This window comes from Xanthobacter sp. NM-25 (assembly GCF_022138605.1).
Taxonomy (GTDB): domain Bacteria; phylum Pseudomonadota; class Alphaproteobacteria; order Rhizobiales; family Xanthobacteraceae; genus Xanthobacter.
On record NZ_JACBFS010000001.1, the window covers coordinates 1,004,870 to 1,029,416 of the forward strand.

23 protein-coding genes are annotated in these 24,547 nt (G+C 67.9%); 10 read left to right on the forward strand and 13 right to left on the reverse strand.

What is annotated here, in order from left to right; genetic code table 11:
• Window positions 1-31 precede the first annotated feature (31 nt).
• From MEU52_RS04565 to radC, 4 genes are all read left to right on the forward strand, one after another.
• A complete protein-coding gene (locus MEU52_RS04565) occupies window positions 32-499 on the forward strand; it encodes a PaaI family thioesterase (RefSeq protein WP_238119790.1) in 468 nt (155 codons plus the stop codon).
• Entirely contained in the window at window positions 499-1,212 is a 714-nt protein-coding gene (gene sfsA / locus MEU52_RS04570) for a DNA/RNA nuclease SfsA (protein WP_238119789.1), read from the forward strand. Before MEU52_RS04565 ends, sfsA begins: the two co-directional genes overlap by 1 nt.
• 106 nt (window positions 1,213-1,318) lie before the next feature.
• On the forward strand, window positions 1,319-2,146 hold the full coding sequence (map, locus tag MEU52_RS04575) for a type I methionyl aminopeptidase (RefSeq protein ID WP_238119788.1): 828 nt from the start codon (window positions 1,319-1,321) through the stop codon (window positions 2,144-2,146).
• Window positions 2,147-2,303: 157 nt separating this feature from the next.
• Window positions 2,304-3,008 (forward strand): RadC family protein, encoded by a 705-nt coding sequence (radC, locus tag MEU52_RS04580; protein WP_238120286.1) that lies wholly within the window; start codon window positions 2,304-2,306, stop codon window positions 3,006-3,008.
• A gap of 389 nt (window positions 3,009-3,397) precedes the next feature.
• Here radC and MEU52_RS04585 read toward each other — a convergent pair whose 3' ends face one another.
• The 3 genes from MEU52_RS04585 to MEU52_RS04595 all read right to left on the reverse strand — a co-directional run bounded on the left by MEU52_RS04585 (window position 3,398) and on the right by MEU52_RS04595 (window position 6,316).
• Window positions 3,398-4,225, reverse strand: a complete 828-nt coding sequence (locus MEU52_RS04585; protein ID WP_238119787.1) for a TorF family putative porin — start codon at window positions 4,223-4,225, stop codon at window positions 3,398-3,400.
• Window positions 4,226-4,424: 199 nt separating this feature from the next.
• On the reverse strand, window positions 4,425-5,090 hold the full coding sequence (locus tag MEU52_RS04590) for a protease inhibitor Inh/omp19 family protein (protein WP_238119786.1): 666 nt from the start codon (window positions 5,088-5,090) through the stop codon (window positions 4,425-4,427).
• A gap of 233 nt (window positions 5,091-5,323) precedes the next feature.
• Window positions 5,324-6,316, reverse strand: a complete 993-nt coding sequence (locus MEU52_RS04595) for a 2-hydroxyacid dehydrogenase (protein ID WP_238119785.1) — start codon at window positions 6,314-6,316, stop codon at window positions 5,324-5,326.
• A 264-nt stretch (window positions 6,317-6,580) separates the two neighbouring features.
• On the opposite strand from MEU52_RS04595, the gene MEU52_RS04600 reads away from it, so the two are divergent.
• Both MEU52_RS04600 and MEU52_RS04605 read left to right on the forward strand, forming a co-directional pair.
• Window positions 6,581-7,081, forward strand: a complete 501-nt coding sequence (locus MEU52_RS04600) for a TIGR00645 family protein (RefSeq protein ID WP_238119784.1) — start codon at window positions 6,581-6,583, stop codon at window positions 7,079-7,081.
• A gap of 114 nt (window positions 7,082-7,195) precedes the next feature.
• Complete coding sequence (locus MEU52_RS04605; RefSeq protein ID WP_238119783.1) at window positions 7,196-8,974, forward strand: mechanosensitive ion channel family protein; 1,779 nt, start codon at window positions 7,196-7,198, stop codon at window positions 8,972-8,974.
• Here the strand turns inward: MEU52_RS04605 and MEU52_RS04610 are convergent.
• Window positions 8,971-9,858 carry an MBL fold metallo-hydrolase gene (locus tag MEU52_RS04610; RefSeq protein WP_238119782.1) on the reverse strand — a complete coding sequence of 296 codons (888 nt, stop codon included), beginning with the start codon at window positions 9,856-9,858 and terminating at the stop codon, window positions 8,971-8,973. The two genes, MEU52_RS04605 and MEU52_RS04610, sit on opposite strands and share 4 nt — an antisense overlap.
• Before the next feature lie 213 nt (window positions 9,859-10,071).
• Here MEU52_RS04610 and MEU52_RS04615 point away from each other — a divergent pair, with 213 nt between their 5' ends.
• From MEU52_RS04615 to MEU52_RS04625, 3 genes are all read left to right on the forward strand, one after another.
• Window positions 10,072-10,212 carry a DUF3096 domain-containing protein gene (locus MEU52_RS04615; RefSeq protein WP_238119781.1) on the forward strand — a complete coding sequence of 47 codons (141 nt, stop codon included), beginning with the start codon at window positions 10,072-10,074 and terminating at the stop codon, window positions 10,210-10,212.
• 129 nt (window positions 10,213-10,341) lie between these two features.
• Window positions 10,342-13,011 carry a pyruvate, phosphate dikinase gene (gene ppdK / locus MEU52_RS04620; protein ID WP_238119780.1) on the forward strand — a complete coding sequence of 890 codons (2,670 nt, stop codon included), beginning with the start codon at window positions 10,342-10,344 and terminating at the stop codon, window positions 13,009-13,011.
• Window positions 13,012-13,081: 70 nt separating this feature from the next.
• The gene (locus MEU52_RS04625; RefSeq protein WP_238119779.1) at window positions 13,082-13,672 is read left to right on the forward strand and encodes a hypothetical protein; all 591 of its coding nucleotides are present in this window, start codon (window positions 13,082-13,084) and stop codon (window positions 13,670-13,672) included.
• Between the two features lie 233 nt (window positions 13,673-13,905).
• On the opposite strand, the gene MEU52_RS21755 is transcribed toward MEU52_RS04625, so the two are convergent.
• The 8 genes from MEU52_RS21755 to leuS form a co-directional block, all read right to left on the reverse strand.
• Window positions 13,906-14,031: a hypothetical protein gene (locus MEU52_RS21755; protein ID WP_273546037.1), complete on the reverse strand. Its 126-nt coding sequence runs from the start codon at window positions 14,029-14,031 to the stop codon at window positions 13,906-13,908.
• Between the two features lie 148 nt (window positions 14,032-14,179).
• Window positions 14,180-14,761, reverse strand: coding sequence for a 50S ribosomal protein L9 (rplI, locus tag MEU52_RS04630; RefSeq protein WP_238119778.1), 582 nt, complete (start codon window positions 14,759-14,761; stop codon window positions 14,180-14,182).
• Between the two features lie 46 nt (window positions 14,762-14,807).
• On the reverse strand, window positions 14,808-15,755 hold the full coding sequence (locus MEU52_RS04635) for a DUF2232 domain-containing protein (protein ID WP_238119777.1): 948 nt from the start codon (window positions 15,753-15,755) through the stop codon (window positions 14,808-14,810).
• A 139-nt stretch (window positions 15,756-15,894) separates the two neighbouring features.
• The gene (gene rpsR / locus MEU52_RS04640) at window positions 15,895-16,146 is read right to left on the reverse strand and encodes a 30S ribosomal protein S18 (RefSeq protein ID WP_238119776.1); all 252 of its coding nucleotides are present in this window, start codon (window positions 16,144-16,146) and stop codon (window positions 15,895-15,897) included.
• Entirely contained in the window at window positions 16,146-16,589 is a 444-nt protein-coding gene (gene rpsF, locus MEU52_RS04645) for a 30S ribosomal protein S6 (RefSeq protein WP_238119775.1), read from the reverse strand. The genes rpsR and rpsF overlap by 1 nt, the downstream gene beginning before the upstream one ends.
• A gap of 250 nt (window positions 16,590-16,839) precedes the next feature.
• Entirely contained in the window at window positions 16,840-17,865 is a 1,026-nt protein-coding gene (gene holA / locus MEU52_RS04650; RefSeq protein ID WP_238119774.1) for a DNA polymerase III subunit delta, read from the reverse strand.
• Window positions 17,866-17,869: 4 nt separating this feature from the next.
• Window positions 17,870-18,505, reverse strand: coding sequence for an LPS assembly lipoprotein LptE (gene lptE, locus MEU52_RS04655; protein ID WP_238119773.1), 636 nt, complete (start codon window positions 18,503-18,505; stop codon window positions 17,870-17,872).
• Window positions 18,492-21,140 (reverse strand): leucine--tRNA ligase, encoded by a 2,649-nt coding sequence (leuS, locus tag MEU52_RS04660; protein WP_238119772.1) that lies wholly within the window; start codon window positions 21,138-21,140, stop codon window positions 18,492-18,494. The genes lptE and leuS overlap by 14 nt, the downstream gene beginning before the upstream one ends.
• Before the next feature lie 187 nt (window positions 21,141-21,327).
• Between leuS and MEU52_RS04665 the strand changes: the two genes are divergently transcribed.
• Window positions 21,328-22,797: a sodium:proton antiporter gene (locus MEU52_RS04665; RefSeq protein ID WP_238119771.1), complete on the forward strand. Its 1,470-nt coding sequence runs from the start codon at window positions 21,328-21,330 to the stop codon at window positions 22,795-22,797.
• A gap of 111 nt (window positions 22,798-22,908) precedes the next feature.
• On the opposite strand, the gene MEU52_RS04670 is transcribed toward MEU52_RS04665, so the two are convergent.
• A complete protein-coding gene (locus MEU52_RS04670) occupies window positions 22,909-24,174 on the reverse strand; it encodes an SAM-dependent methyltransferase (RefSeq protein WP_238119770.1) in 1,266 nt (421 codons plus the stop codon).
• Window positions 24,175-24,547: the final 373 nt, after the last annotated feature.

Genomic DNA, 24,547 nt, shown 5'->3' on the forward strand with positions numbered 1-24,547 from the left:
GAAACACACGCCCGAAGAAACACACGCCCCCATGAGCCTCCCCTTCGATCCCAGCGATCCCGCCTATGAAGCGCGCGTGCGCGAGAGCTTCGCCCGCCAGCCCTTCATGGCCACCCTGGGGGCGGCGCTGGGCGCGGTGGAGCCCGGGCGGGTCGAGGTGGTGCTGCCCTATCAGGACAGCATCACCCAGCAGCACGGCTTCTTCCACGGCGGCGCCATCGGCGCCATCGCCGATACCGCCGGCGGCTATGCCGCCTTCACCCTGTTCCCTGCCGATTCCACAGTGCTGACGGTGGAGTACAAAATCAACATCATGGCACCCGGCCGCGGCGCGCGGCTGGTGGCGGTGGGCGAGGTGACCCGGTCCGGCCGCACGCTCACTGTCACGCGGGTGGATGTCTATGCCGAGGCGGACGGCGCGCGCACCCATTGCGCGACCGCCACCCAGACCCTGATCTGCCTGATGGGCCGCAGCGATGCCCCGACGGCGGCCTCCTGATGCGCTTTCCCACGCCACTGGTTCCCGCGCGGCTGGTCCGCCGCTACAAGCGCTTTCTGGCGGATGTGGTGCTGGAGGATGGCTCTGAAACCACCGTGCACGTGGCCAATTCCGGCGCCATGACCGGGCTTGCCGCCCCCGGCAGCCGCGTCTGGCTGTCGCTCAGCCCCAACCCCGCCCGCAAGCTCGCCTATAGCTGGGAGCTGGTGGAAGCGGATTTCGGCAGCGGCCCGGAGCTGGTGGGGGTCAACACCATGCACCCCAACGCCCTGGTGGCGGAGGCCATCACGGCCGGCCAGGTGCCGGCCCTGGCCGGCTATGACCGGCTGCGCCGCGAGGTGAAATACGGCGTCAACAGCCGCATCGACATCCAGCTCGAAGCCGACCATCGCCCCCTCTGCCTGGTGGAGGTGAAGAACGTGCACCTCATGCGCGCGCCCGGCGCCGCGGAGTTTCCCGATTGTGTCACCGCCCGCGGCGCCAAGCATCTGGTGGAACTGGCGGCGCAGGCCCGCGCGGGGGTGCGCGCGGTGATGGTCTATATCAGCCAGATCGGCTCGGCCCGCAGCATCGCCCTCGCGCGCGATCTCGATCCGGCCTACGGCCTCGCCTTCGATGCCGCCCGTGCGGCCGGTGTGGAGGCCATCGCCCTCACCTGTGCGCTATCGCCAGAAGGGATCCAGGTGATTGGTGACATCCCGATGATCGGCTGACGCGGGAGCTCCATGCCCGCGCCCGCGCTTGCGTTGACGGCAAGTTGGCCTAAATCTGGAGACAGACATCGGGGCGCCACGGGCGCGCCCGGCAGAAGGCGACATCATGAGCTATGTGGAAGCGGCGGACGCGCCGCTGCGAAAGACCGGACATATCAAGCTGTATGGGCCAGAGGGCTTCGAGGGCATGCGCCGCGCCGGCCGGCTGGCGGCGGAGATTCTCGACGCCATCGCCGAGATGATCGGCCCCGGGGTGACCACCGCCGCTGTCGACAAGCTGGTCTATGACTATGCCGTGGACCACGGCGCCTATCCGGCGACGCTGATGTATCGCGGCTATCGTTACTCGGTGTGCACCTCCATCAATCACGTGGTGTGCCACGGCATGCCCAATTCCCGGCCCCTGCGGGAAGGCGACATCGTCAATGCCGACGTCACCATCGTGCTGGACGGCTGGTATGGCGATTCCAGCCGCATGTTCGCCATCGGCGCCATTCCGCGCCGGGCCGAGCGGCTGCTGGACGCCACCTATGACTCCATGATGCGCGGCATCGCCGCCATCAAGCCCGGCGGCCATGTGGGCGATATCGGCGCCGCCATCCAGGAGTTCGTCGAGCCCCAGCACATGAGCGTGGTGCGCGACTTCTGTGGCCACGGCGTGGGCCGGGTGTTCCATGACGAGCCGAACATCGTCCACGTGGGCGAGCGCGGCCAGGGGCCGGAGCTGGTGCCGGGCATGATCTTCACCGTGGAGCCGATGATCAACCTCGGCCGCCCCCACGTGAAGGTGCTCTCCGACGGCTGGACCGCCGTCACCCGCGACCGCTCCCTGTCCGCCCAGTTCGAGCATGCGGTCGGGGTCACCGAGACCGGGGTGGAGATCTTCACCATCAGCCCGAAGGGCTACCACAAGCCGCCCTACAACATTCCATGACCCGCAAAACGGCACGCTCAGCCATGGCCGAACGTGCCGAAAGTGCGCACCATGGACCTGGAATGACCTTGGAATGATTCGCCTCATCACCGCGCCCCCGACCGGGGGTGGCGCGGTGATGACGGCCTTGTGGCAGCCCACCGGCGGAAACGGCGTCATGGCGGACGAGCCTGAAGACGGCCTCAACGATGCTCCCCATTTCCACGGCCATCGCGACCGGCTGCGGGCGCGGTTCCGTGAGGTGGGCGCGGCCGCCCTGGCCGATTACGAGTTGCTGGAACTGCTCTTGTTCCGCGCCGTGCCGCGCCGCGATGTGAAGCCCCTCGCCAAGGCCCTGCTGGACCGGTTCGGCTCGTTCGCCGAGGTGATCACCGCGCCGGTGCCGCGCCTCGCCGAGGTGCCGGGGGTGAAGGATGCCATCATCACCGAGCTGAAGGTGGCCGAAGCCGCCGCCCAGCGGCTGGCCAAGGGCCAGGTGAAGCGGCGCCCGGCCCTCTCCTCATGGAGCGCCGTCATCGATTATTGCCGCACCGCCATGGCCTATGCCGATCGCGAGCAGGTGCGGGTGCTGTTCCTCGACAAGCGCAACCAGCTGATCACCGACGAGGTGCTGCAGACCGGCACCGTGGACCATGCCCCCGTCTACCCGCGCGAGGTGGTGAAGCGGGCGCTGGAGGTCTCCGCCTCCGCCCTCATCCTGTGCCACAATCACCCCTCCGGCGACCCGACACCGTCGCGGGCCGACATCGACATGACCCGCAAGATCATCGACGTGGCCAAGCCCCTGGGCATCGAGGTGCACGACCACATCATCGTCGGCAAGGACGGCCACGCCAGCCTCAAGGGCCTGCGCCTCATCTGAGCCGCCGGCCGCGGAGAACGGGCCTCGGGCCAAACTCCCAGGCCGTGGCCGGCCCGGACCGGCCGCGACGACGGCCGCCATGCCCCAAGCACGCTCAGCTATCGCCCGTCCCCCGGCAACGTCCAGGGGATCACCCCGTGCCGGCCTGAGGCAGAGGCCTGACGGAGGGCCGCGCTCAGCCGGCGGGCAGCGTCCGCGGGTAACACCGACAGCGCTGGCAGGGTTTCGCACGCGGCATGGGATGGGTGGGCACGGGATGGGTGGGCACAGGATGGGTGCATGGGTGGACGACGCCCCCGCCTCGCGATTGGGCCCGCCACCGACGGCAGAACACAAAAAAGGCGCCGCGCGGGAGCGCGGCGCCGGATTGTCAGTCGTGGTGCTTCAGATCACTTCAGCTTGTTGAGGCTGGTGTCGAAGGAGAGCGAGGCCACGTAGCGATCGCCGCAGGCGGTCGACGCGCCACTGATGAGGGCGCACTGGGCACCGTCGAGATCGCTGTCGTAGTAGCGCAGGTCGAGGGTCATCGCCTTGTAGGTGAAGCCGACGCCGACGTTCCAGGTGGTGTAATCGGACATGGCATAGTTCGGGAAGAACTTGGTGGTGGTGCCGAGCCACTGATAGCCGAGCTCACCGGAGGCGTAGACGCCCACGTCCTTCACCACGCTCCACTTGCTGAAGTCGAGCTTCAGGGTACCGGAGAGGTAGGTCTCATCGGCGCCCGAGCCGGCATAGCTGTCGCCGTAGTAGAGGTTGGCGCCCACCGTGACCACGTCATTGAAGGCGTAGGTCGGCTTGAAATAGATTTCCCAGTAATTGTAGTCGGTGTCGTCCCACAGGGTCACCGGGTTGGTGCCGCCCGGATACGCATAATAGACGAAGCCGAGGTCCAGGGTCAGGCCACCCCAGGTGTGACGCAAGCCGCCGTACAGGTCGATTTCGGCGGAACCGTCATAGAGGAAGCTGACGTTCGACGCCCAGATGCCCGCATAGACCCAGTCGAACAGCTGCAGCTCGGCATAGCCCTGCACGGCCGCGTTGCCGTTGGTCTGCGTGATGCCGCGGAACACGTAATCGGTGGTCAGCTTGGTGCCGAAGGCGACATCCCACGCCGGAGCCGGCGGCTCGACCGCGGCCTTGGTGGGATAGGACAGGTCGGCAGCCGAAGCGGCGCCGGAGATGAGCATGGACGCGGCAACCAGAGCGATCTTTTTCATAAGTGTGACCCCCGAAGAGCTTTGAACCGATAAAAAGGGGGAGAGGGCTTCAAGTCTACTGAGAAAAATGAGGCACAACCTGCCTAAAAATTATACAAACCGTTGTAAACCCTCATTTTCAATGTTGCCATTTCGCAACGCATCGCCCTCAAGTTGAAGCAAGCATCCTTCTTCACGAGAAAACTCGCCGGTTTCGGGCTCACGGACGGGTCATGTGCAAGGGCCGGCTGCGCTCCGGAATCCGCGCCCAGGTGCCGTCTTCCTCGCGGGCGAAGCGAATCGTGGAACCATCGGTTGCACCCTTCACCAGGACGTTGCCGCCGACGATCTGCCAGCTGGAGGGCGCGAAACGCACGAGAAATACGTCACACTCGGGCGCAACCAAGACCTGGCTACCACCTCCCGCCGCAGGCTGATCGGTGAGGCGCCAGCGACACACCGGCTCTGGGCCCTCGCGCCACAGCACCCAGTCCCCCACCACCTCGGCGGGATCGGCGATCTCGGCCCGGGCGGCCACCGGTGGGCCGAGAAAATAGACTCCGTCGCCCTCCCGCAGCGCCTCGAAGCTCCCTTCCGAGGCCCCGGTGAATTCCGCCACCACGTGGCCTTTGGCATCCACCAGACGGATCGCCCCGGACTCGTCGGGAACCCAGGCCACCAAATGGCCGGTGAAGGCGATGGGCGCACAGGCCGCACGGTCCAGTGCGAGCGCGAAGCCGCTCGCCGTAGGAGACGCGGAAAGGGTGATCTCACAGCGCCGCGCGCCGTCGGCGCTGGTGAGCCAGTAGGCCCGCGCCAGCGCCTCCACGGAGGCCCGCGACGGCCCGGAGGGGACCGCAGATGCCCCCTCATCGGGCTGTTGCATTTGCGCCACAGCCCGTTCCGCCGAATTCAACTCCTGGGCGTGACACCAGGGGACCCCGGCGGCCACCACCAGAAGTAGGGTTGCAGTCCATCGGCGGCGGCACATGGTCTGATCTCCGGACCTCATCGGCGGCGGGCCCGAGGCGAGCCGGCGCCATCCTGCCCGCGCCCTCGAGACAAGTCCCGGCGCGGCGACGCAGTGTGCCACCGCAGCGGCGGGACGGGAAATGGGCCTCAGGCGATGGGCGCAGGCGCGCGGGGCCAGGGGGTCTCGGGCACCGGGGTCAGCGGTCCACGCCCGTCGAACCAGGCCAGCAAATTGTCCACCACCAGCTGGCCCATGGCCTGCCGGGTGAAGCCGGTGGCCGAACCCACGTGCGGCAGCAGCACCACATTGTCGAGGGCGAAGAAGGCTTCAGGAACGTGGGGCTCGCGCGCGAACACATCGAGCCCGGCGCCGCGGATCCGGCGCTCCAGGAGCGCCGCCAGCAGCGCCGCCTCGTCCACCACCGACCCGCGCGCCACGTTCACCACGATGCCATCGGCCCCGAGCGCGGCCAGCACCTCCCCATTGATCAGGTTGCGGGTGGCCGCGCCCCCGGGCACGATGACGATCAGCGTGTCGACCGCGCGGGCCATGGCCATGAGGTCGGCGTAATAGGCATAGGCCAGATCCGGCTGCGGGTGCCGGGCGTGATAGGCGATGGCCACCCCGAAGCCCTCCAGGCGGTGGGCGATGGCCCGCCCGATGCGGCCCATGCCCACCATGCCGATGGTGCGGCCCCGTAGGGTGCCGGTCAGCGGGAACGGCCCGGCCGGCCAGCGCCCGGCGCGCACGAAGGCATCCGCCTGGGGAATCTGGCGGATGGTGGCCAGCAGCAGCCCGAGGGTGAGGTCGGCCACCTCCTCGTTCAGCACATCGGGCGTATGGGTGACGATCACCCCCTGGCGCGCGGCGGCGGCGGCATCGACCGTGTCGTAGCCGACGCCGAAATTGGCGACGATCTCCAGCGCCGGCAGCCGCGCCATCAAGGCGGCATCCACCTTCTGCCCGCCACGGGTGGCGATGGCGCGCACGGCGGGCGCCGTTTCGGCGTCGAGCGCGGTGAGCCCCAGCAGGCGGCAGCGCGGCGCGAGCTGCGCCTCCACGACCGTGGGCATCACATCGCCGGTGAGCAGCACCAGGGGACGGGACGAAGGATCGGAAACCGGAGCGGGGTGCGGCATCGGCCTGTGGGGGCTGCGCCGACAGCCACGGGGGCCAACGGCTGGGTTGGGGACAGGTCAGGCTGTTTAGGCCGCGCCCCGCGCCCGCTCAAGGCGCCCGCCCTGGCGCGGCCCCCCACCCGCGGGCCCCTCCGGGCGGGGCCTGCGGGGCTTTGACCGCTTGCCCGACGCTCACGGCCGTGGCACCCCTTGCTGGATTTGGCCCCGCCCGGCGCCGTGCCGGGGGCGTGGCCGCCCCACGGGACGAGGCGAAGGAACGACACCATGGTCGAACGGCTGATCGAATCAATCCTGTTTCGCAGCCGCTGGATCATGGCCCCCTTCTATCTGGGGCTGGCGGTGGCGCTGCTGGTGCTGCTGTTCAAGTTCGGCGCCGAGCTGGTGCATTTCATCGGCCATGCGGTGTCCGCCTCCGAGAGCGACATCATCCTCGGCATCCTGGCCCTGGTGGATCTCACCTTGACGGGCAACCTGGTGCTGATCGTCATTTTCTCCGGCTACGAGAATTTCGTGTCGAAGATCGATCCCGCCGGCCACCCCGACTGGCCGGAGTGGATGACACGGGTGGACTTCACCGGCCTCAAGCAGAAGCTCCTGGCGTCCATCGTCGCCATCTCCGCGATCCAGCTGTTGAAGGCGTTCATGAACCTGCCGAAGGGCTACAGCCAGGACACGCTGACCTGGCTGGTGGTGATCCATGTGGTGTTCGTCGGCTCCAGCCTGCTGCTCGCCTGGAGCGACAAACTCTCCAGCGACAAGCACTAAGGCACGGCGGCCCCGCTTGCCGCAGATGACATCGCCGGCCGCGCCGTCTACCTCTTGACGGCAGCCGTGCGAACGCGGCCGCGAATGCCCGGCCCCGAGGAGGCCCCGCCGTCGATGTCCGACGTTTTGCGTGCACTGGTTCTCGTCGCCGGGCTGCTGCTGGCGTGCCTCGCCCCCGCTGGAGCCGACACCGCGCCTGATCCGCTGGCCCCGGAAGCGCCGGCCGACGCGGCGCCGGTCAATCCGCTCCAGCCCATGGACACCTCAAGCCCCAGCGCCACCTATCAGAGCCTGATGAGCGGCAGCCGGGCGCTGGGCATCGCCTTCAAGGCCTATCTCGGGCACAAGACCCTGGACGGCGCGGAAACGCTGCTGGCGGACATGAACCGGCTGCGCCAGCTGCTGGATCTCGATCCCCTGCCCCGCGCCACCCGCTTCAAGGTGAGCGCCCTGGCCATCGGCTATCTGGCCGACATCCTGGAGCGGCTGCCACAGGTGCCCGCCGCGCAGATCCCCGGCGCCACCGGCCGCGACTGGGGCACGCTGCCGGACAAATGGCGCATCCCCGGCACCGAGATCACCATCGCCAAGGTCAAGGAGGGTCCGCGGGCTGGCGAATATCTGTTTTCGGCCGACACTGTGGAGCAACTGGAAGACTTTCACAGCCGCATCATCGGCCAGCCGCCCCTGCGGCCGGTGCTGTTCGCCAATTGGCACATGGAGCAGGTGAATTTCACCGGGCCGGTGTTCTCCGACTACTGGCTGCGGCGGCTGCCGGCACCGCTGCTGCGCAATGTGCTCGACACCCCGCTCTGGAAGGTGCTGCTGAGCTTCGCCCTGGTGGTCGCGGTCTTCACCGTGGTGCGGCTGTGGGCCGGCCTCGCCCGCCGCCTCGCCCGGCGCGCCGGCGCCGCCGGCCGGCTGGGCTGGCGCCTGTCGGTGCCGGTGCTGTTCCTCATCACCTATTTCGCGGCGGTGGTCTTCATCCGCAGCCAGGTGAACCTGTCCGGTGCCTTCGCCATTGGCGAAGGCTATTTCACCGCCATCGTGCTCTATTGCGCCGGCGCCTGGACCGCCTGGCTCGGCTGCTTCTTCCTCGCGGAAGCCGTGATCGCCTCGCCGCGCATTCCCGACCACAGCTATGATGCCCACCTGCTGCGCCTTGCCGCGCGGCTGGCGGCGGCGATCTCCGCCGCCATCATCCTGGTCTATGGCGCCAATGCCATCGGCATCCCCGCCCTCGGCCTGGTGGCCGGCCTCGGCATCGGCGGCTTCGCCGTGGCGCTGGCCTCCAAATCCAGCGTCGAGAATCTGTTCGGCGGCATCGCCATCTTCGCCGACCGGCCATTTAGGGTGGGTGACTATATCGACTATGGCCCCGTGGGCGGCGGCTGGGTGGAAGCCATCGGCTCACGCTCCTGCCGCATCCGCGCCCTGGACGGCACCTTGATCACCGTGCCCAACGGCGAACTGGCCAACATGCCGCTACGGAATATCACCCGGCGCACCCGCAGCCTGTTCGATCACGACATCGGCCTGCGCTACGAAACCTCGCCGGCGCAGGTCGAGGCGCTGATCGGCGCCATCCGCGACCGGCTCGCCGCCCACCCCATGGTGGAGCAGGCGCCCGGCTTCCCGCGGGTGGTGGTGACCGATTTCGCCAGCTCGGCGATCAACGTGCATGTGCGCGTCTATGTGCTGACGGCGGAGCTGTCGGTGTTCCTAGCGGTGCAACACGAGCTGCTGCTGGAGATCATGCGGCTGGTGGGCGCGGCGGGAACCGGCTTCGCCTTCCCCAGCCAGACCACCTATCTCGCCCGCGACCCGGGCATCGACACGACCCTGCGCGAACGGTTCGATGCCGCCGTACCGGCGCCGGACGGGCCCGGCTAGCGCCCGGGCAGCACCAGCACCGTCGGGCGTTTTGGCAGCTCGGTCCGGCTGAGGCGCACCATGGGTTCCGATGCAGAAGTGATGGCGTAGCGGGTTCCGAGCCGGTCGAGGAACCGCTCCAGCCCCCAGCGGCTGAAATAATGCATGGGAATCACCAGCGGCGCGCCGATCTGCGCCAGGGTCTGCGCCATGCCGTCGAGGTCGAGGGTATAGGAGCCGTCCACCGGTGCCAGGACCACGTCGATGCGGCCGAGCGCGGCCAGATGCTCGGGCGTCAGCAGATGGTGCAGATGGCCGAGATGGGCGATGCACAGCCCGGCCACCTCGAACACGAAGATGGAATTGCCGTCATATTCGGTGCCGGCCCCATCCCGCAGGTTGGTGGGCACGTTGCGAATCCACACGTCATCCAGGGTCAGCTCGTGGCGCACCGGCCCGCCGTCCGGATTCCAGCCGCGCAGCACGTGGGCAATGCGCGGGTCGGGCGCGAAACTGTAATGGGTGTCGTGGGCGTGGTTCATGGTGACCACATCCGGCACCCGCGGCACCGGCACGTAGTCATTGTAGTCAGTGGCGATGCTCACCCCGCCGGGGCTCTCGATGAGGAAGCTCGCATGGCCGAGAAAAGTCACGGCCACCTGACCCGCAGCCGCATCAGCCTGCACATCCGCCTGCGTTTGGCGCAGCCGGTCCAGGGGACGCCCCGCATCCGCCGGGCTCCAGGCGGCCAGTCGGGGCCGCGCCATTGCCAGCAGAGTGGGGATGGGCGCGCCCGCCACCAGGCGCGGACACTTCTCCGGTACCGCCCAGGCGGGGACGGAAAAGAGTATCGCGGCGAAGAGGAACAGGGCCGCGAGCCCCCGGCATCCGCGTCTTCTCGTCATGGCGCCTCCGCGCGGCGGTCAAGCCACCACCAGACCAAAGAACAGGCACGCCTCAATCTTCAGCAAATACACCCATTCCGCAATGCAGTGGCGACTCACACCGGCGTGAGATGGGCATGCCCCACAAAGACCAAGATTGGCTCCGGCATCTGACCTTGAGAAATCATGCGCAAGGGTGCAGAACGAAGCCCGCGCAGGGGCGGAGCGTTCACGATGCATTTCAATATGGTCATCATTCAGCCGGCGGTGGCGCTGATCGCAGGTGTGCTGATCCTCGTTTTTCCGCGCCTGCTCAACGTTCTGGTCGCCCTCTATCTGATCATCGTCGGGCTCACGGGCCTGCTGGCCCAATAGGCGATTCTCGAAAGAAAAGACGAAAGGAGCGCCTTGGAACGTGCCGCTGCGGTTGATGCTTTGTGCACTGCGAGCTAAAGCATCCGCCCATCCCGCATGTCCCGCGCCCCTCCACAAGGGATCTCTTAGATGACGAAATGGGTCTACACCTTCGGCGACGGCAAGGCCGAGGGCAAAGCCGATATGAAGAACCTGCTCGGTGGCAAGGGCGCCAACCTCGCCGAGATGTCCAACCTCGGCCTGCCCGTCCCGCCCGGCTTCACCATCACCACGGAAGTGTGCACCTATTACTACGCCCACGGCGAGACCTATCCGGCCGAGCTGAAGGGTGATGTGGAGAAGGCCCTCGCCCAGGTGGGCGAACTGACCGGCAAGTCGTTCGGCGACGCCACCAACCCGCTGCTGGTCTCGGTGCGCTCCGGCGCCCGCGCCTCCATGCCGGGCATGATGGACACCGTGCTCAACCTCGGCCTCAACGACGAGACTGTGGAGGCCGTGGCCAAGCTCGCCGGCGACCGGCGCTTCGCCTACGACAGCTACCGCCGCTTCATCACCATGTATTCCGACGTGGTGATGGGGGTGGCCCACCACCATTACGAAGAGATCCTTGAGGACTACAAGTCCGAGAAGGGCTTCACCCTCGACACCGAGCTCACCGCCGATGATTGGGCGTTCCTGATCACCAAGTACAAGGCCAAGTACGAGGCTGAGCTGGGCAAGCCCTTCCCGCAGGACCCGGGCGAGCAGCTGTGGGGCGCCATCGGCGCCGTGTTCGGCTCGTGGATGAACAATCGCGCCATCACCTACCGCCGGCTGCACGCCATTCCGGAGAGCTGGGGCACCGCGGTGAACGTGCAGTCCATGGTGTTCGGCAACATGGGCGAGACCTCGGCCACCGGCGTCGCCTTCACCCGCAACCCGTCCACCGGCGAGAACGCGCTCTATGGCGAGTTCCTGGTGAACGCCCAGGGCGAGGACGTGGTGGCGGGCATCCGCACCCCGCAGGACCTCACCGAGCGCGCCCGCATTGCCTCCGGCTCCGACAAGCCCTCCATGGAAAGCGCCCTGCCCGAGGCCTTCAAGGAGTTCGAGCGCATCTCGCACATCCTCGAGAACCACTACCGTGACATGCAGGACATGGAATTCACGGTGGAAAAGGGCAAGCTGTGGATGCTGCAGACCCGCTCCGGCAAGCGCACCGGCAAGGCCGCGCTGCGCATCGCCGTCGAGCTCGCCAATGAGGGCCTGATCACCCAGGAGGAAGCGGTGGGCCGCGTCGAGGCCGGCGCCCTCGACCAGCTGCTGCATCCCGCCATCGACCCCAAGGCCCCGCGCACGGTGCTCACCACCGGCCTGCCGGCCTCCCCCGGCGCCGCCGCCGGCGCCATCGTGTTCTCCGCCGACGAGGCCGAAGCCTGGAAGGAAAAGGGCCGCAAGGTCATCCTGGTGCGCGCCGAGACCTCGCCTGAGGACATCAACGGCATGCACGCCGCCGAAGGCATCCTCACCTCGCGGGGCGGCATGACCTCCCACGCGGCGGTGGTGGCCCGCGGCATGGGCAAGCCCTGCGTCTCCGGCGCCGGCGCCCTGCGCATCGACTATGCCGCGCAGACCATGACGGTGGGCGGAGAGACCTTCAAGAAGGGCGATCTCCTCACCATCGACGGCGGCACCGGCCAGGTGCTGAAGGGCGAGGTGGCCATGCAGCAGCCGGAGCTCTCCGGCGAGTTCGCCACCCTCATGAGCTGGGCCGACAAGGTGCGCCGCCTGAAGGTGCGCGCCAATGCCGAGACCCCGGCCGACGCCCGCGTCGCCCGTTCGTTCGGCGCCGAAGGCATCGGCCTGTGCCGCACCGAGCACATGTTCTTCGATGCCGGCCGCATCCTGGCCGTGCGCGAGATGATCCTGGCCGATGACGAGGCCGGCCGCCGCGCCGCGCTCGCCAAGCTGCTGCCCATGCAGCGGGCCGACTTCGTCGAGCTGTTCGAGATCATGAAGGGCCTGCCGGTCACCATCCGCCTGCTCGACCCGCCGCTGCATGAGTTCCTGCCTCACACCGAGGCGGAAACCCTGGAGGTGGCCAAGAGCCTGGGCGTGGACGTGGAGCGCATCGAGCGGCGCAACAAGGAGCTGCACGAGATGAACCCGATGCTCGGGTTCCGCGGCTGCCGCATCGCCATCGCCTTCCCCGAAATCGCCGAGATGCAGGCGCGCGCCATCTTCGAGGCGGCGGTCATCGCCGCCAAGCAGACCGGCGAGACCGTGGTGCCGGAAATCATGGTACCGCTCATCGCCACCAAGGCCGAGCTGGACATCGTCGGCGCGGTGATCCGCAAGGCTGCGGCCGATGTGGAAGCCGAGACCGGCGCCAAGCTCACCTTCCAGGTGGGCACCATGATCGAATTGCCGCGCGCCGCGCTGCAGGCCGACAAGATCGCCGAGAGCGCCGAATTCTTCTCGTTCGGCACCAACGATCTGACCCAGACCACCTTCGGCGTCTCCCGTGACGACGCCGGCACCTTCCTTGGCACCTATGTGCAGAAGGGCATCGTGGAGACCGATCCGTTCGTCTCCATCGACGTGGAAGGCGTGGGCCAGCTGGTGAAGCTCGGCGCCGAGCGCGGCCGGGCCACCCGGCCGAACCTCAAGCTCGGCATCTGCGGCGAGCACGGCGGTGATCCGGCCTCGGTGAAGTTCTGCGACAGCATCGGCCTCGACTATGTGTCGTGCTCGCCGTTCCGGGTTCCGATCGCCCGCCTGGCCGCCGCCCAGGCCGCCCTGACCCACAAGAAGGGCTGAGGCGCCCCGTCTCCCCATTGGCCCGCCGCTGATGCCGACGTATCATCGGCGGGCCCTGGAGGGGACACCCATGCTGTTCAACGCTCAGTCCAGATTGAACACTCATTCCATGGCGGCGCGGCTTCTGGCCGGCGCCGCCATTTTTATGTCCGCTCTCCTTCCGGTCACCGCGGCGCACGCGGCCGGCCTCGACGGCTTCCTCTCCGGCTTCCGCGCCTGCGACTATGCCGATGAAGGCGACCCCTTCGAGCGCTTCGTCCACTCCCTGGCGGAGCGCTATGGCAACCCCTTCACCGATGCCCCGGCCCGCGCCGCCGAGCGCGCCGAGGTGGCGATCGTGGTGCCACCAGAGCTCGCCAGCGCCATCGGCCGCCCCAAGAGCCAGAACCAGGGCGACCACACCCTCGTCACAGTGCCCCTCAAGGGCAGTTTTGGCGGTCTGGCGGTGAGCCGTCTGGAATTCGCCTTCGGGAATGAAAACGGCATCAATGCCGCCACCCTGGTGTTCAGCGCCAGCCGGGCGGATGTGGTGAAGGCCTTCGGCGCCTCGGTGGCGCGCGGCAACAAGAAGGGCGAAGAGCAGGGCCAGGACGGTGCCGGCTATTCCGCCGAGATCCCCACCGAGGAGCCCGGCCGCATTCTCTGCGACTGGTCCACCTGAGGGCCCCCTCCTCCCGCCGCGCCCCGGCGATGGCACGGCCTTGGCGCGGCCTTGGCATCGTGCGCACTTCGTTAACCCTGTTCGCGCAATGTGAGGGAGAAAGCGGCACCGCCGGCGGGACACTGGCGTTGAAAACGCAAACCGCCCGCCGGGCGGTCCCGACGGGCGGTTTGAAGATCAAGCGTTCAAAGGAACATGGCGGGCCCGCAGCGGGCGGCCCTCACTCCACGCCCTCACTCCACGATCGCGTCAGCGGCCACCGGAGCCCCGGCGTTCTCCGGCTGGCTGGCGTTGAGCGCCATGCCGGTCAGAACGTAGCCGAGCACCAGAACCGCGAACACGGCAATGCGCTTATACATCGTGTCACCCCGACCCAAACGTCTCGTCCGGGTCGCGGCCCCCTCGCCGAATCCCGAACCGAAGCGTTTTCTAATCCCCCAAACCCAAATGGACGATGAACGTCGCACAGAAATCTGCGCGACGCTCCGTCGCGGGGGAAGGCGCTGATCAGCCTTCGACGGCCTCTTCCGCCTCGAGCTCGGCGACCACTTCCGCGCGGGCTTCCGCCAGCTCGGCCTCGATCTCCGCATCCTCATCGCGCGCGGTGCGCACGTCCTCGCCGCGGGCCTGACGCTCGGCCTCGTCGGCGTTGCGGGCCACGTTGACCGACACGGTCACGGCCACCTCGGGGTGCAGATGCACCGGCACCTCATGCAGACCCAGGGTCTTGATGGGGTGGTTGAGGTCGAGCTGGGCGCGGTCCACGGCGAAGCCGGCGGCCGTCAGGCCCTCGGCGATGTCGCGGGTCGACACCGAGCCGTAGAGCTGGCCGCTCTCGCCCGCCTGGCGCAGCATGGTGACGATCTGGCCGTTGAGCTTCTCGGCCACCGCCTCGGCGTCCTTGCGGCGCTCCAGGTTGCGCGCCTCGAGCTCGATCTTCATGGAATCAAAGCGCGCCTTGTTGGCCTTGGTGGCGCGCAGGGCCTTGCCCTTGGGCAGCAGGAAGTTGCGGGCGAAACCGTCGCGCACGCTCACCACTGCGCCCATCTGGCCGAGCTTGGCGACGCGCTCAAGAAGAATGACGTCCATTTTTGTCTCCTGGAATTGGAATCTGAATGAGGGGAAGAGGCTCCGTTCACCGGTCGTTGGCCGCCGGCGGGCCGAGCCCTGTGGCGAACCGGGAGCGGAAATCGAACAGCGCATCGGCGATGCCGAGCACCGCCATGGCGATCATCGGCCAGCCCAGCACCAGAGCGGTGATCCACAGGCCGGCGAGGATGAGGAAACGGGCGCCGTGGCCCAGAGTCACGGCGTGCACCACCGCGAAGCCGGCGAGGGCGTAGGCGAGCAGCAGCGTCGCCGCCAGCACCGAGGCGCACAGGCCCAGCATGCCCGGCACCAGGCTGACCGCGAGGGCGCCGACCAGCGCAAAGCCGGCCAGCGGCGGGAGACGGAAGGCGGAGAGCTGCGGCCACGGCCGCGCCAGCCGCTGCGACACCAACGCCGCGCGGCCCGCCAGATACAGGCACAGCAGCTGCGAGACCATGGAGATGGTGCCGGCCATGGGCGGCATGACATGGGCGACGAAGGTGCCCATTGCCTGCCCATCATGCCCGGCGCCGGCGGCAGCGCCGCCGGTCATGGCCTCGAACGCCTCGGTCACCGCCGCGCGATAGGTCTCATAGTCGGTAGCCATGGCGAACAGGGCCACCCACACGCCGAGCGAGGCGAAGCCGGCGGCCAGCAGCACCAGGCGCCCCACGGGGAACCAGGCGAGCCCGCCCTGTGCCTCGGCGAGGGGGCGACCCAGCAGCGCCGCATAGGAAAGGGCGAAGGCCGGCAGCCCCATGCCCACCGCATAGGCCAGCAGGAAGGAGCCGCTGTAGAAGAAGCCGAGCGCGGCGCTGGCCAGCACCACGGCGACGAGAGCAGCAAGGGGAGAGAAGGCGACGCCCGCGATCATCACCGGCAGCGGCGCGAGATAGAACAAGGGGACAGCCAGCATCGACCCGGCCGCGACACCGGCGGCGAGCAGAGCGGACGCCGCAGCGGCGGCGATGGCGATGAGGAGAAGCAGTCCCATTGCGACGAGCTGTCCCGCGATCTGCGGTTAGAGGCGGCCCGCGGCCGGCTCAGCCAAGCGCCCCGGGGACCATTCCCCGCGACGTGTCGTTTGAAGAAACGGGCCGCCCGCGGGCGGCCCGGTCAAACGTGGATCGTGATCAGCGAATCACGAACGGCAGCAGGCCCAGGAAGCGGGCGCGCTTGATGGCCGCGGCCAGCTCGCGCTGCTTCTTGGCCGAAACGGCGGTGATGCGCGAGGGCACGATCTTGCCGCGCTCGGAGATGTAGCGCTGCAGCAGCCGCACGTCCTTGTAATCGATCTTCGGCGCGTTGGGGCCGGAGAACGGGCAGGTCTTACGACGACGGAAGAAGGGGCGGCGCGCGCCGCCACCAGCCGGAGCGAAAGCCATCAGTTCTCCTCCCCGGCTTCGGCCTGGGTCTCTTCAGTGGGACGCGGACGGCGCGGGCGGTCCTCGCGACCACCGAAGCCGCGGTCACCACGCTCGCCACGCTCGCCGCGATCCTCACGGTCGCGCTTCTGCAGCATGGCGGAGGGACCCTCCTCATGCGCCTCGACGCGCAGGGTGAGCACGCGCAGCACGTCTTCGTCGATGCGCTGCTGACGCTCCAGCTCCTGAACCGCCGCCGCCGGGGCGTCGATGTTCATGAGCGTGAAGTGCGCCTTGCGGTTCTTGTTCATGCGATAGGTGAGGGACTTCACGCCCCAATACTCGGTCTTGCCGACCGAGCCGCCATTCGCCTCGATGACACCCTTGAAACGGGTGGTGAGTTCCTCGACCTGCTGCGCCGTGACGTCCTGGCGCGCGAGGAACACGTGCTCGTAAAGCGGCATGTGTTCGTCTGCCTTTCAGTTTCATTTTCCGCCCACCGGCGCCAAGCCCTTCTTGCCTTTCGGAAAGGCGCGAAGCTCGGAAGGCGGGGACACGGGACGACGGGCTCTCGCCCTGCCCGCCCTTTCGGACCCTGAGGTCCGGCAAAGACGAGCCGTCCGTTCAGCCCCCGGCCGGGTGCGACGGAAGCGGGGCATATAGCAGGTCTGTCGGGAAAGGCAAGGTTGCGGGCGCGGCGCCACGGGTGGGGCGTCAGCGCCGCCGGCCGGCCAGCTGGGCCACCTGCAGCACCGCCCGCTCGCAGATGGCCGGGGCAAGCGGCGCATGGCGGCGGGCGGCCAGCACGGCCTCATCCACCGCCAGCAGCGCCTTCAGGCAGCGATCGGGGCTGAAACCGTTGAGCGCCCGCTGCAATTTCGGCTTGCGGGAGAAGTGCACCGTCGGGCGCGCCTGATCGATGACCCGGTCCGGGCTGGAGCCCGCCGCCACCTGCAGGGTCATGGCATGCAGGCTGGAAAGGCCACGCAGCAGCGCGCCGAGCACCGCATCGGGCCGGGTGGCGGCACCGAACGCCTTGCCGAGGGCCTCCACCGCATCGCCGGTGGCGCCGCTCAGGGCCGCGTCCACCACGTCGTCCAGGGCCAACGCCGAGGCATCGCCCACGATGGCCCGCACATCCTCGCTGGTCACCCGCCCCTGCCCCTGGGCATAGAGCGCCAGCTTCGCCACCTCGCCGCGCGAGGCGAGGCGATCGCCGCCGATGAGCGAGACCAGCAGCTCGCGGGCATCGCGATCAATGGCAAGGCCGGCCTCGGCCATCATGGTATCCACCAGCCGCGCGAGGTCCCGCTCGGTATCCGCATAGCAGGCGATGGCGAGGGCATTGGGGGAGGATTCGCACAGATTGCGCAGCGGCGCCCCGCGCTTGAGGTCGCCCGCCTCCACCACCACCAGGGTGGAGCTGCCGCTCTCCAGCACCGGCTGCAGGGCCGGCACGATGTTGCGGCTGCCGGCGCGCACCCACACCACCCGTTCACCACCGAACAGGCCGATGGTGGAGGTTTCGTCGATCAGCCGGCGCGGGTCGGAGGAGAGCTCATCGCCCTCCAGCCGCACCAAGGCGAACGGATCGTGGGCATCGGGAATGGCGCGCTTCACCAGGGCGGCGGCGCGCTCGCGCACCAGCCCCACGTCGGGTCCGAAGATCAGCACCACATTCCGCTTGGGGTCGCGCTTGGCGAGGGCCGCCTCGGCGTCCCCCGGGCGCACCGCCACCATGGGATCAGCTGCCCGGGGTCTTGGTGGGCTCCTTGCCGCCGGCCGGCACCCCATTGGGATTGCGGATGAAATAGTCGGCGAGCTGCACCTTGATCTGGGCGGCCACCTCGCTGCCGGCACGCTCTTCCGCATTCTTGCGGGCGGCGTAGTTGGCGTAGCGCTGGTCGCTCACGTCGATGGTGGTGGTGCCGGAGGCCTGCCCCTGGGCCAGCGGCTTCTTCTTCTCGTCGCCCGCTTTCACCAGGCGCCAGTTGGCTCCCACCCGGATGACCTGATTCTCCGGCAGGCCCGAGGACGAGTTCACCAACGCCGTGGAGCTCGAGGTCTCCACCGAGATCAGCAGCTGCAGCGGCGCACCCTTGGGATTGCCGGCGCCGCCGGTGAGGTCATAGATCAGGGCGTTGCGCAGGTCATTGCCGAGCCGGCCCTGGATCATCACCACTTCCACGTCCTGCAGCTTTTCCTGCAGGGCGGGGCCGCCGACGGTGGAATTCTCCGCATACATCGGCTGGAAGCAGCCGGCGAGGCCGCTGGACAACAGCCCCACCACCGCCAAGCGCGCCAGAAGCGCGGCGCGGCGGGAACGGAGCGCGGGGGAGACCGGAGCGGTCCCGGAAGACGGGGTGTCAGGCAACGACATTCACGATCCTCTGCGGCACCACGATGATACGCTTTGGCGCGCGGCCGTCGAGAGCCCGCTGCACGCTGTCGAGGGCGAGCACCGCCTGTTCCACCTCGGCCGGGGTGGCGCCAAGGGACACTTCGATGTCGCCGCGCTTCTTGCCGTTGATCTGGATGGGCAGGGTCACCGTGTCCTGGCGCAGCAGCGCCGGCTCAGTCGCCGGCCAGCGCGCCTCCGCCACCAGCGTGTCGTGGCCCAGCGCCGCCCAGCACTCCTCGGCCAGATGCGGGGTCATGGGCGCCACCACGGCCACCACCATCTCCGCCGCCTCGCGCAACGCGAAGGCGAGATCAGCCGGCACGCCATCCGTGGCAGCGCGGGCCGCAGCCACGGCGCCGCCATAGACGTTGGCGAACTCGTGCACATGGGCGACGCCCACGTTGAAGCGCAGCCGCTCGATGTCCTCGGCCACTGCCGCCACCAATCCGTGGGCGGCCCGGCGCAGGCCGAGCGCCGCCGCGCCGAAGGTCTCCGGCTTCGGTGCGCCGGGGGCAGCGCCGAGCTCGATGCTCTCGCCCACCAGGCGCCACACCCGCTGCACGAAGCGCCAGGCGCCCTCGATGCCACCCTGCGTCCACTCGCTGTCGCGCTCGGGCGGGGTATCGGAGAGCATGAACCAGCGGGCGCAATCCACGCCGTAGGTATCCGCCACCACTTCCGGCGCCACCACGTTGCGCTTGGATTTGGACATCTTCTCCGGCGGCGCCACCGTCACCGGCGAGCCATCGGAGAGCTTCACCGCCTTGCCGGGGCCGGTCAGCTTCACCTCTTCGGGGTAAAGCCACTTGCCGTCCTGATCCTTGTAGGTCTCATGGACGATCATGCCCTGGGTGAAGAGGCCGGCGAACGGCTCCTCCACGTCCACCCGCCCGCAGCGCTTCAGCGCCCGGGTGAAGAAGCGGGAATAGAGCAGGTGCAGAATGGCATGCTCGATACCGCCGATATACTGGTCCACCGGCAGCCAATGGGCCACCGCGGCCTTGTCCAGCGGGACCTCCACATTGTCCGAGGCATAGCGCAGGTAATACCAGGACGAATCCACGAAGGTGTCCATGGTGTCGGTTTCGCGCCGGGCCGGCTTGCCGCACTTGGGGCACGGCACATCGCGCCACGCCGTGGCGCGGTCCAGCGGATTGCCGGGCTTGTCGAAGCTCACATCCTCCGGCAGACGCACCGGCAGCTGGTCGCGCGGCACGCCCACCGGGCCGCAGCTGTCGCAATGGATGATCGGGATGGGGCAGCCCCAATAGCGCTGGCGGGAAATGCCCCAGTCGCGCAGGCGGAAGTTCACCTTGCGGGTGCCCTGGGGAACCTCCCCCACCCGGAAGCGCTCCAGCTGGCGCGCCACCGCCTCCTTGGCCTGGGCGATGCCCATGCCATCGAGGAAGCCGGAATTGAACAGGGTGCCGTCGCCGTCATAGGCCACGTCGTCGATGGCGAAGGCGCCGGCGTCAGTATCCGGCGGCAGCACCACCGGCACCACCGGCAGGTGATACTTGCGGGCGAAATCAAGGTCGCGCTGGTCGTGGGCCGGACAGCCGAAAATGGCGCCGGTGCCATAGTCCATGAGCACGAAATTGGCCACATAGACCGGCACGGTGCGCTTGGGATCCAGCGGATGCACCACCTTGAGGCCGGTATCGAAGCCCTTCTTTTCCTGGGTCTCGATGGCCTCGGCGGAGGTGCCGCCGGTCTTGCAGTCGGCCACGAACGCCGTGAGCGCCGGGTTCTGGGCGGCCAGGGCCTGGGTCAGCGGATGGTCGGGCGAAAGCGCCAGGAAGGCGGCGCCGAACAGGGTATCGGGCCGGGTGGTGTAGACCTTCACGGCGCTGGTGTCGGCCGGAGCGAAACCCTTGGCGAACTCGAACAGCACTTCGAGCCCTTCCGAGCGGCCGATCCAGTTGCGCTGCATGAGGCGCACCTTCTCCGGCCAGCGGTCGAGGGTCTCGAGGGCGTCCAGCAGCTCCTGGGCGAAATCGGTGATGCGCAGGAACCACTGGGAGAGCTTGCGGCGCTCGACGATGGCCCCGGAGCGCCAGCCGCGGCCGTCGATCACCTGCTCATTGGCGAGCACGGTGTGGTCCACCGGGTCCCAATTGACCTCGCTCTCCTTGCGATAGGCGAGGCCGTTGTCGAGGAAATCCAGGAAGATGCGCTGCTGCTCGACATAATAAGAGGGATCGCAGGTGGCGATCTCCCGATTCCAGTCGAGGGAGAGGCCGAGCAGCTGCAGCTGCTCACGCATGGCGGCGATGTTCTCGTAGGTCCAGCTCTTGGGATGGATGCCGCGTTCGATTGCCGCATTCTCCGCCGGCAGGCCAAACGCATCCCAGCCCATCGGGTGCAGCACGTTGAAGCCCTGCATGCGCTTGTAGCGCGCCAGCACGTCGCCCATCACGTAATTGCGACCGTGGCCGATGTGGATGCGCCCTGACGGATAGGGGAACATCTCCATCACGAAGAATTTTGGGCGCGGGTCGTCATTGCGGGTGCGGAAGATGCCGCGCTCAGCCCAGGTCTTCTGCCAACGGGGTTCAGCCTCGCGGGCGTTGTAGCGGTCGGAGGCGCGCTCCGCAGTGCGATCTTGGGTCATAGTGCCGTTTAGGGATCGGAAAGCGGCGGGACTAGGACAGAAACCGGCGTCCCGGTCAACCATCGCAGCGCAACGCAGGCCGCCGGATGCCGCAGGGGCGCCCAAGGCGGCCATCAAGCCGGCCATCAAGGCTTGCCTCACGGCGCCCCATCGTCCATCAAGCTGCATACAAAAGAGGGGATGCAGAATGGGATTTGTGCGCCGCGCCATGGTGCTCCGACTCGTCGCCACGACCTCAGCGGTCTTCACCAGCGTCCTCGCAGCCGTGGCACTCTCCACATCGGCGGCGCTGGCGGCCGATGGCGCACCGGTGCTGAACGGCGCCACCCTGTCTCCGCTGTGGAGCCTCCCGTTCGCCGGCATGCTCCTGTCCATCGCCCTGTTTCCGCTGCTGGCCGGCCACTTCTGGCATCACCACTATGGCAAGGTGGCGCTGTTCTGGGCGGCGGCCTTCGTCATCCCCTTCGCCGCCACATACGGGCCGGGGGCCACCACCCACGAGGTGGTGCACACCGCGTTGCTGGAATACATCCCCTTCATCATCCTGCTGTTCGCGCTGTTCACCGTGTCCGGGGGCATCCTGATCACCGGCAATCTGCACGGCAGCCCGGCCATGAACACGGCGATCCTGGCCTTCGGCACGCTGATCGCCAGCCTCATCGGCACCACCGGCGCCTCCATGGTGCTGATCCGCCCGCTGCTGCGCGCCAATGACAACCGCCGCTATAACGTGCACACGGTGGTGTTCTTCATCTTCCTGGTGTCCAACATCGGCGGCTCGCTGACGCCGCTGGGTGATCCGCCCCTGTTCCTGGGCTTCTTGAAGGGCGTGAGCTTCTTCTGGACCACCACCCACCTCCTGCACGACACCGTGGTGATCGCGGTGCTGCTGCTGATCGCCTTCTACCTGCTCGACCGCTATTTCTACGCCAAGGAAGAAGGCCGGAAGCTGAAGCTCGACCCGACGCCCGACACCGAGGGCCTGGGCCTGCGCGGCGCCCAGAACCTGCCGCTGCTAGGCGGCATCATCGGCGCCATCCTTCTTTCCGCGCTGTGGAAGCCCGGCATCGTGTTCGACGTGCTCGGCACCCATGTGGAGCTGCAGTGGATCGTGCGCGACGTGCTGCTGGTGGTCATCTCCCTGATCTCGCTGGCCATCACCCCCAAGATCCTGCGGGAGCGCAACGGCTTCGATTGGGAGCCGATCCTGGAGGTGGCCAAGCTGTTCGCCGCCATCTTCCTCACCATTATCCCGGTCATCGCCATCCTGAAGGCGGGGCTCAACGGCGCCTTCTCGCCGCTGGTGCAGCTGGTCACCTCACCCACCGGCGAGCCGGTGAACGTGTGGTACTTCTGGCTCACCGGCGCCCTGTCGTCGTTCCTCGACAACGCCCCGACCTATCTGGTGTTCTTCAACCTGGCCGGCGGCAACCCGCACCAGCTGATGGGCCCGCTGGCGGTGACGCTGGAGGCGATCTCGGCCGGCGCGGTGTTCATGGGCGCCATGACCTATATCGGCAACGCGCCCAACTTCATGGTGCTGTCCATCGCCCGCCACCGCGGCGTGAAGATGCCGAGCTTCTTCGGCTACATGGCGTGGTCCGTGGTGTTCCTGGTGCCCTGCTTCGTGCTGCTCACCTTCCTCTATTTCCTGTGAGCGCTGGCCGTGGCGCCGCCTCCGGCGCCACGGCGATGTCCCCAAAGCAAAGCCCGCCGCGCAGGCCTGCGCGGCGGGCTGTGTCGTCTTGGCGGGACCGCGGACCGCCGGCTATTCCCCCGCCAGCCGCAGCGGCGAGCGCTGGGCGGCTTCGACCTTCCGGAGCTTTTCTTCCGCGACCTCGATATAGCTGCGGGTCAGCGGCACCGATTCCTGGCGCCGCGCCAGCTGGATATGGAACACATCGAGGCCCTGGTGGCGGAAGCCCATCTCGCTGCCGGCGAGATAGAATTCCCACATGCGGCAGAACCGCTCGTCGGTCAGGCGCACCGCCTCATCCCAGCGGGCGACGAAACGCTCGCGCCACGCCTTGAGCGTTTCCGCATAATGCAGGCGCAGCAGCTCGATGTCCGTCACCACCAGCCCGGCCCGCTCGATGTGCGGCAGCACCTCCGACAGGGCGGGAATGTAGCCGCCGGGGAAGATGTACTTGGCGATGAAGGGATTGGTGATGCCCGGCGGGTCCGAGCGGCCGATGGAGTGCAGCAGCATCACCCCGTCATCCTTCAGCAGCCCATGCACCTTGCGGAAGAACTCCGCATAATGGTCCACCCCCACATGCTCGAACATGCCCACCGAGACAATGCGATCGAAGGTCTCCGGCACGTCCCGGTAGTCCTGCATGCGGAACTCGACCCGGCCGGCGAGGCCGGCCTCGTTGGCCCGTTCCCGCGACAGGGCGAGCTGCTCCTTGGACAGGGTGACGCCGGTGACCTTCGCCTGCGCCATCTGCGCCAGATACAGACCAAGCCCGCCCCAGCCCGAGCCGATGTCGAGCACGCTCAGATCATCACGATCGAGAATGAGCTTGGCCGCGATATGCCGCTTCTTGGCCAGTTGCGCATCATCCAGACACTGGCCCGGATACTCGAAATAGGCGCAGGAATACTGCCGGTCGGCGTCGAGGAAGAGCGAGTAGAGACGCCCGTCGATGTCGTAGTGATGGGCGACGTTGCGCTGCGAGCGGCCCCGTGGGTTGAACTGGGCGACCCGTCGCAGCATGCGGCGCACCGCATAGAACAGCTTGGACGCCGCCGTCGTGTTGTTGACCATGGGCTGAGCCATCAGCAGGTCCAGCAGGTCGGCGATCGACCCCTGCTCCAGCACCAAGGTGCCGTCCATGAAGGCCTCACCCAGCTTCAGCTCGGGATCGAGCAGCAGGTCCCGCTCCGTCGCGGCCGTGGTGAAGCGCACAGCAATCTCGGGCTTGTCCGGCCGCGGATGGCCAACCACGAAACTGCGGCCCGAGGCCGTCGTCACCCTCAAGCCACCGTCGATCACCAAGCGACGCAAAACATTCTCAAGCAACCGCTCCATAGGCCGGCTCCACGCTCTGGTTCCGGGGCTCCTCACCTATCCTTCCCACGTTGCGACCCGGCGCAAAGGCTCTGCCGACCCCCATACGGCAGCGACGAGAGAGCCCCCACTTCTCGTGCGACCGGATCGGTATCGTCAGCGCTTGATTGGCCTCGAACCTGCCCACTCAGCCCGCCCTCCCGGGTGAAGCCCTGCGACACGTTCGCCCAATCTCGGCCCAAAAGGCCGCAACCGGTTGCATGAAACCACTAAGAATTCGGGCCGGCAAGATTCCTGGCACGCCCATCGCATAAAAAAGCAGCTTCCGGGCCGGTCGCCCAAGCCAAAGGCACTCCACCACCCACGCGCGGCCCTTCACGCAGACGGCAATCCG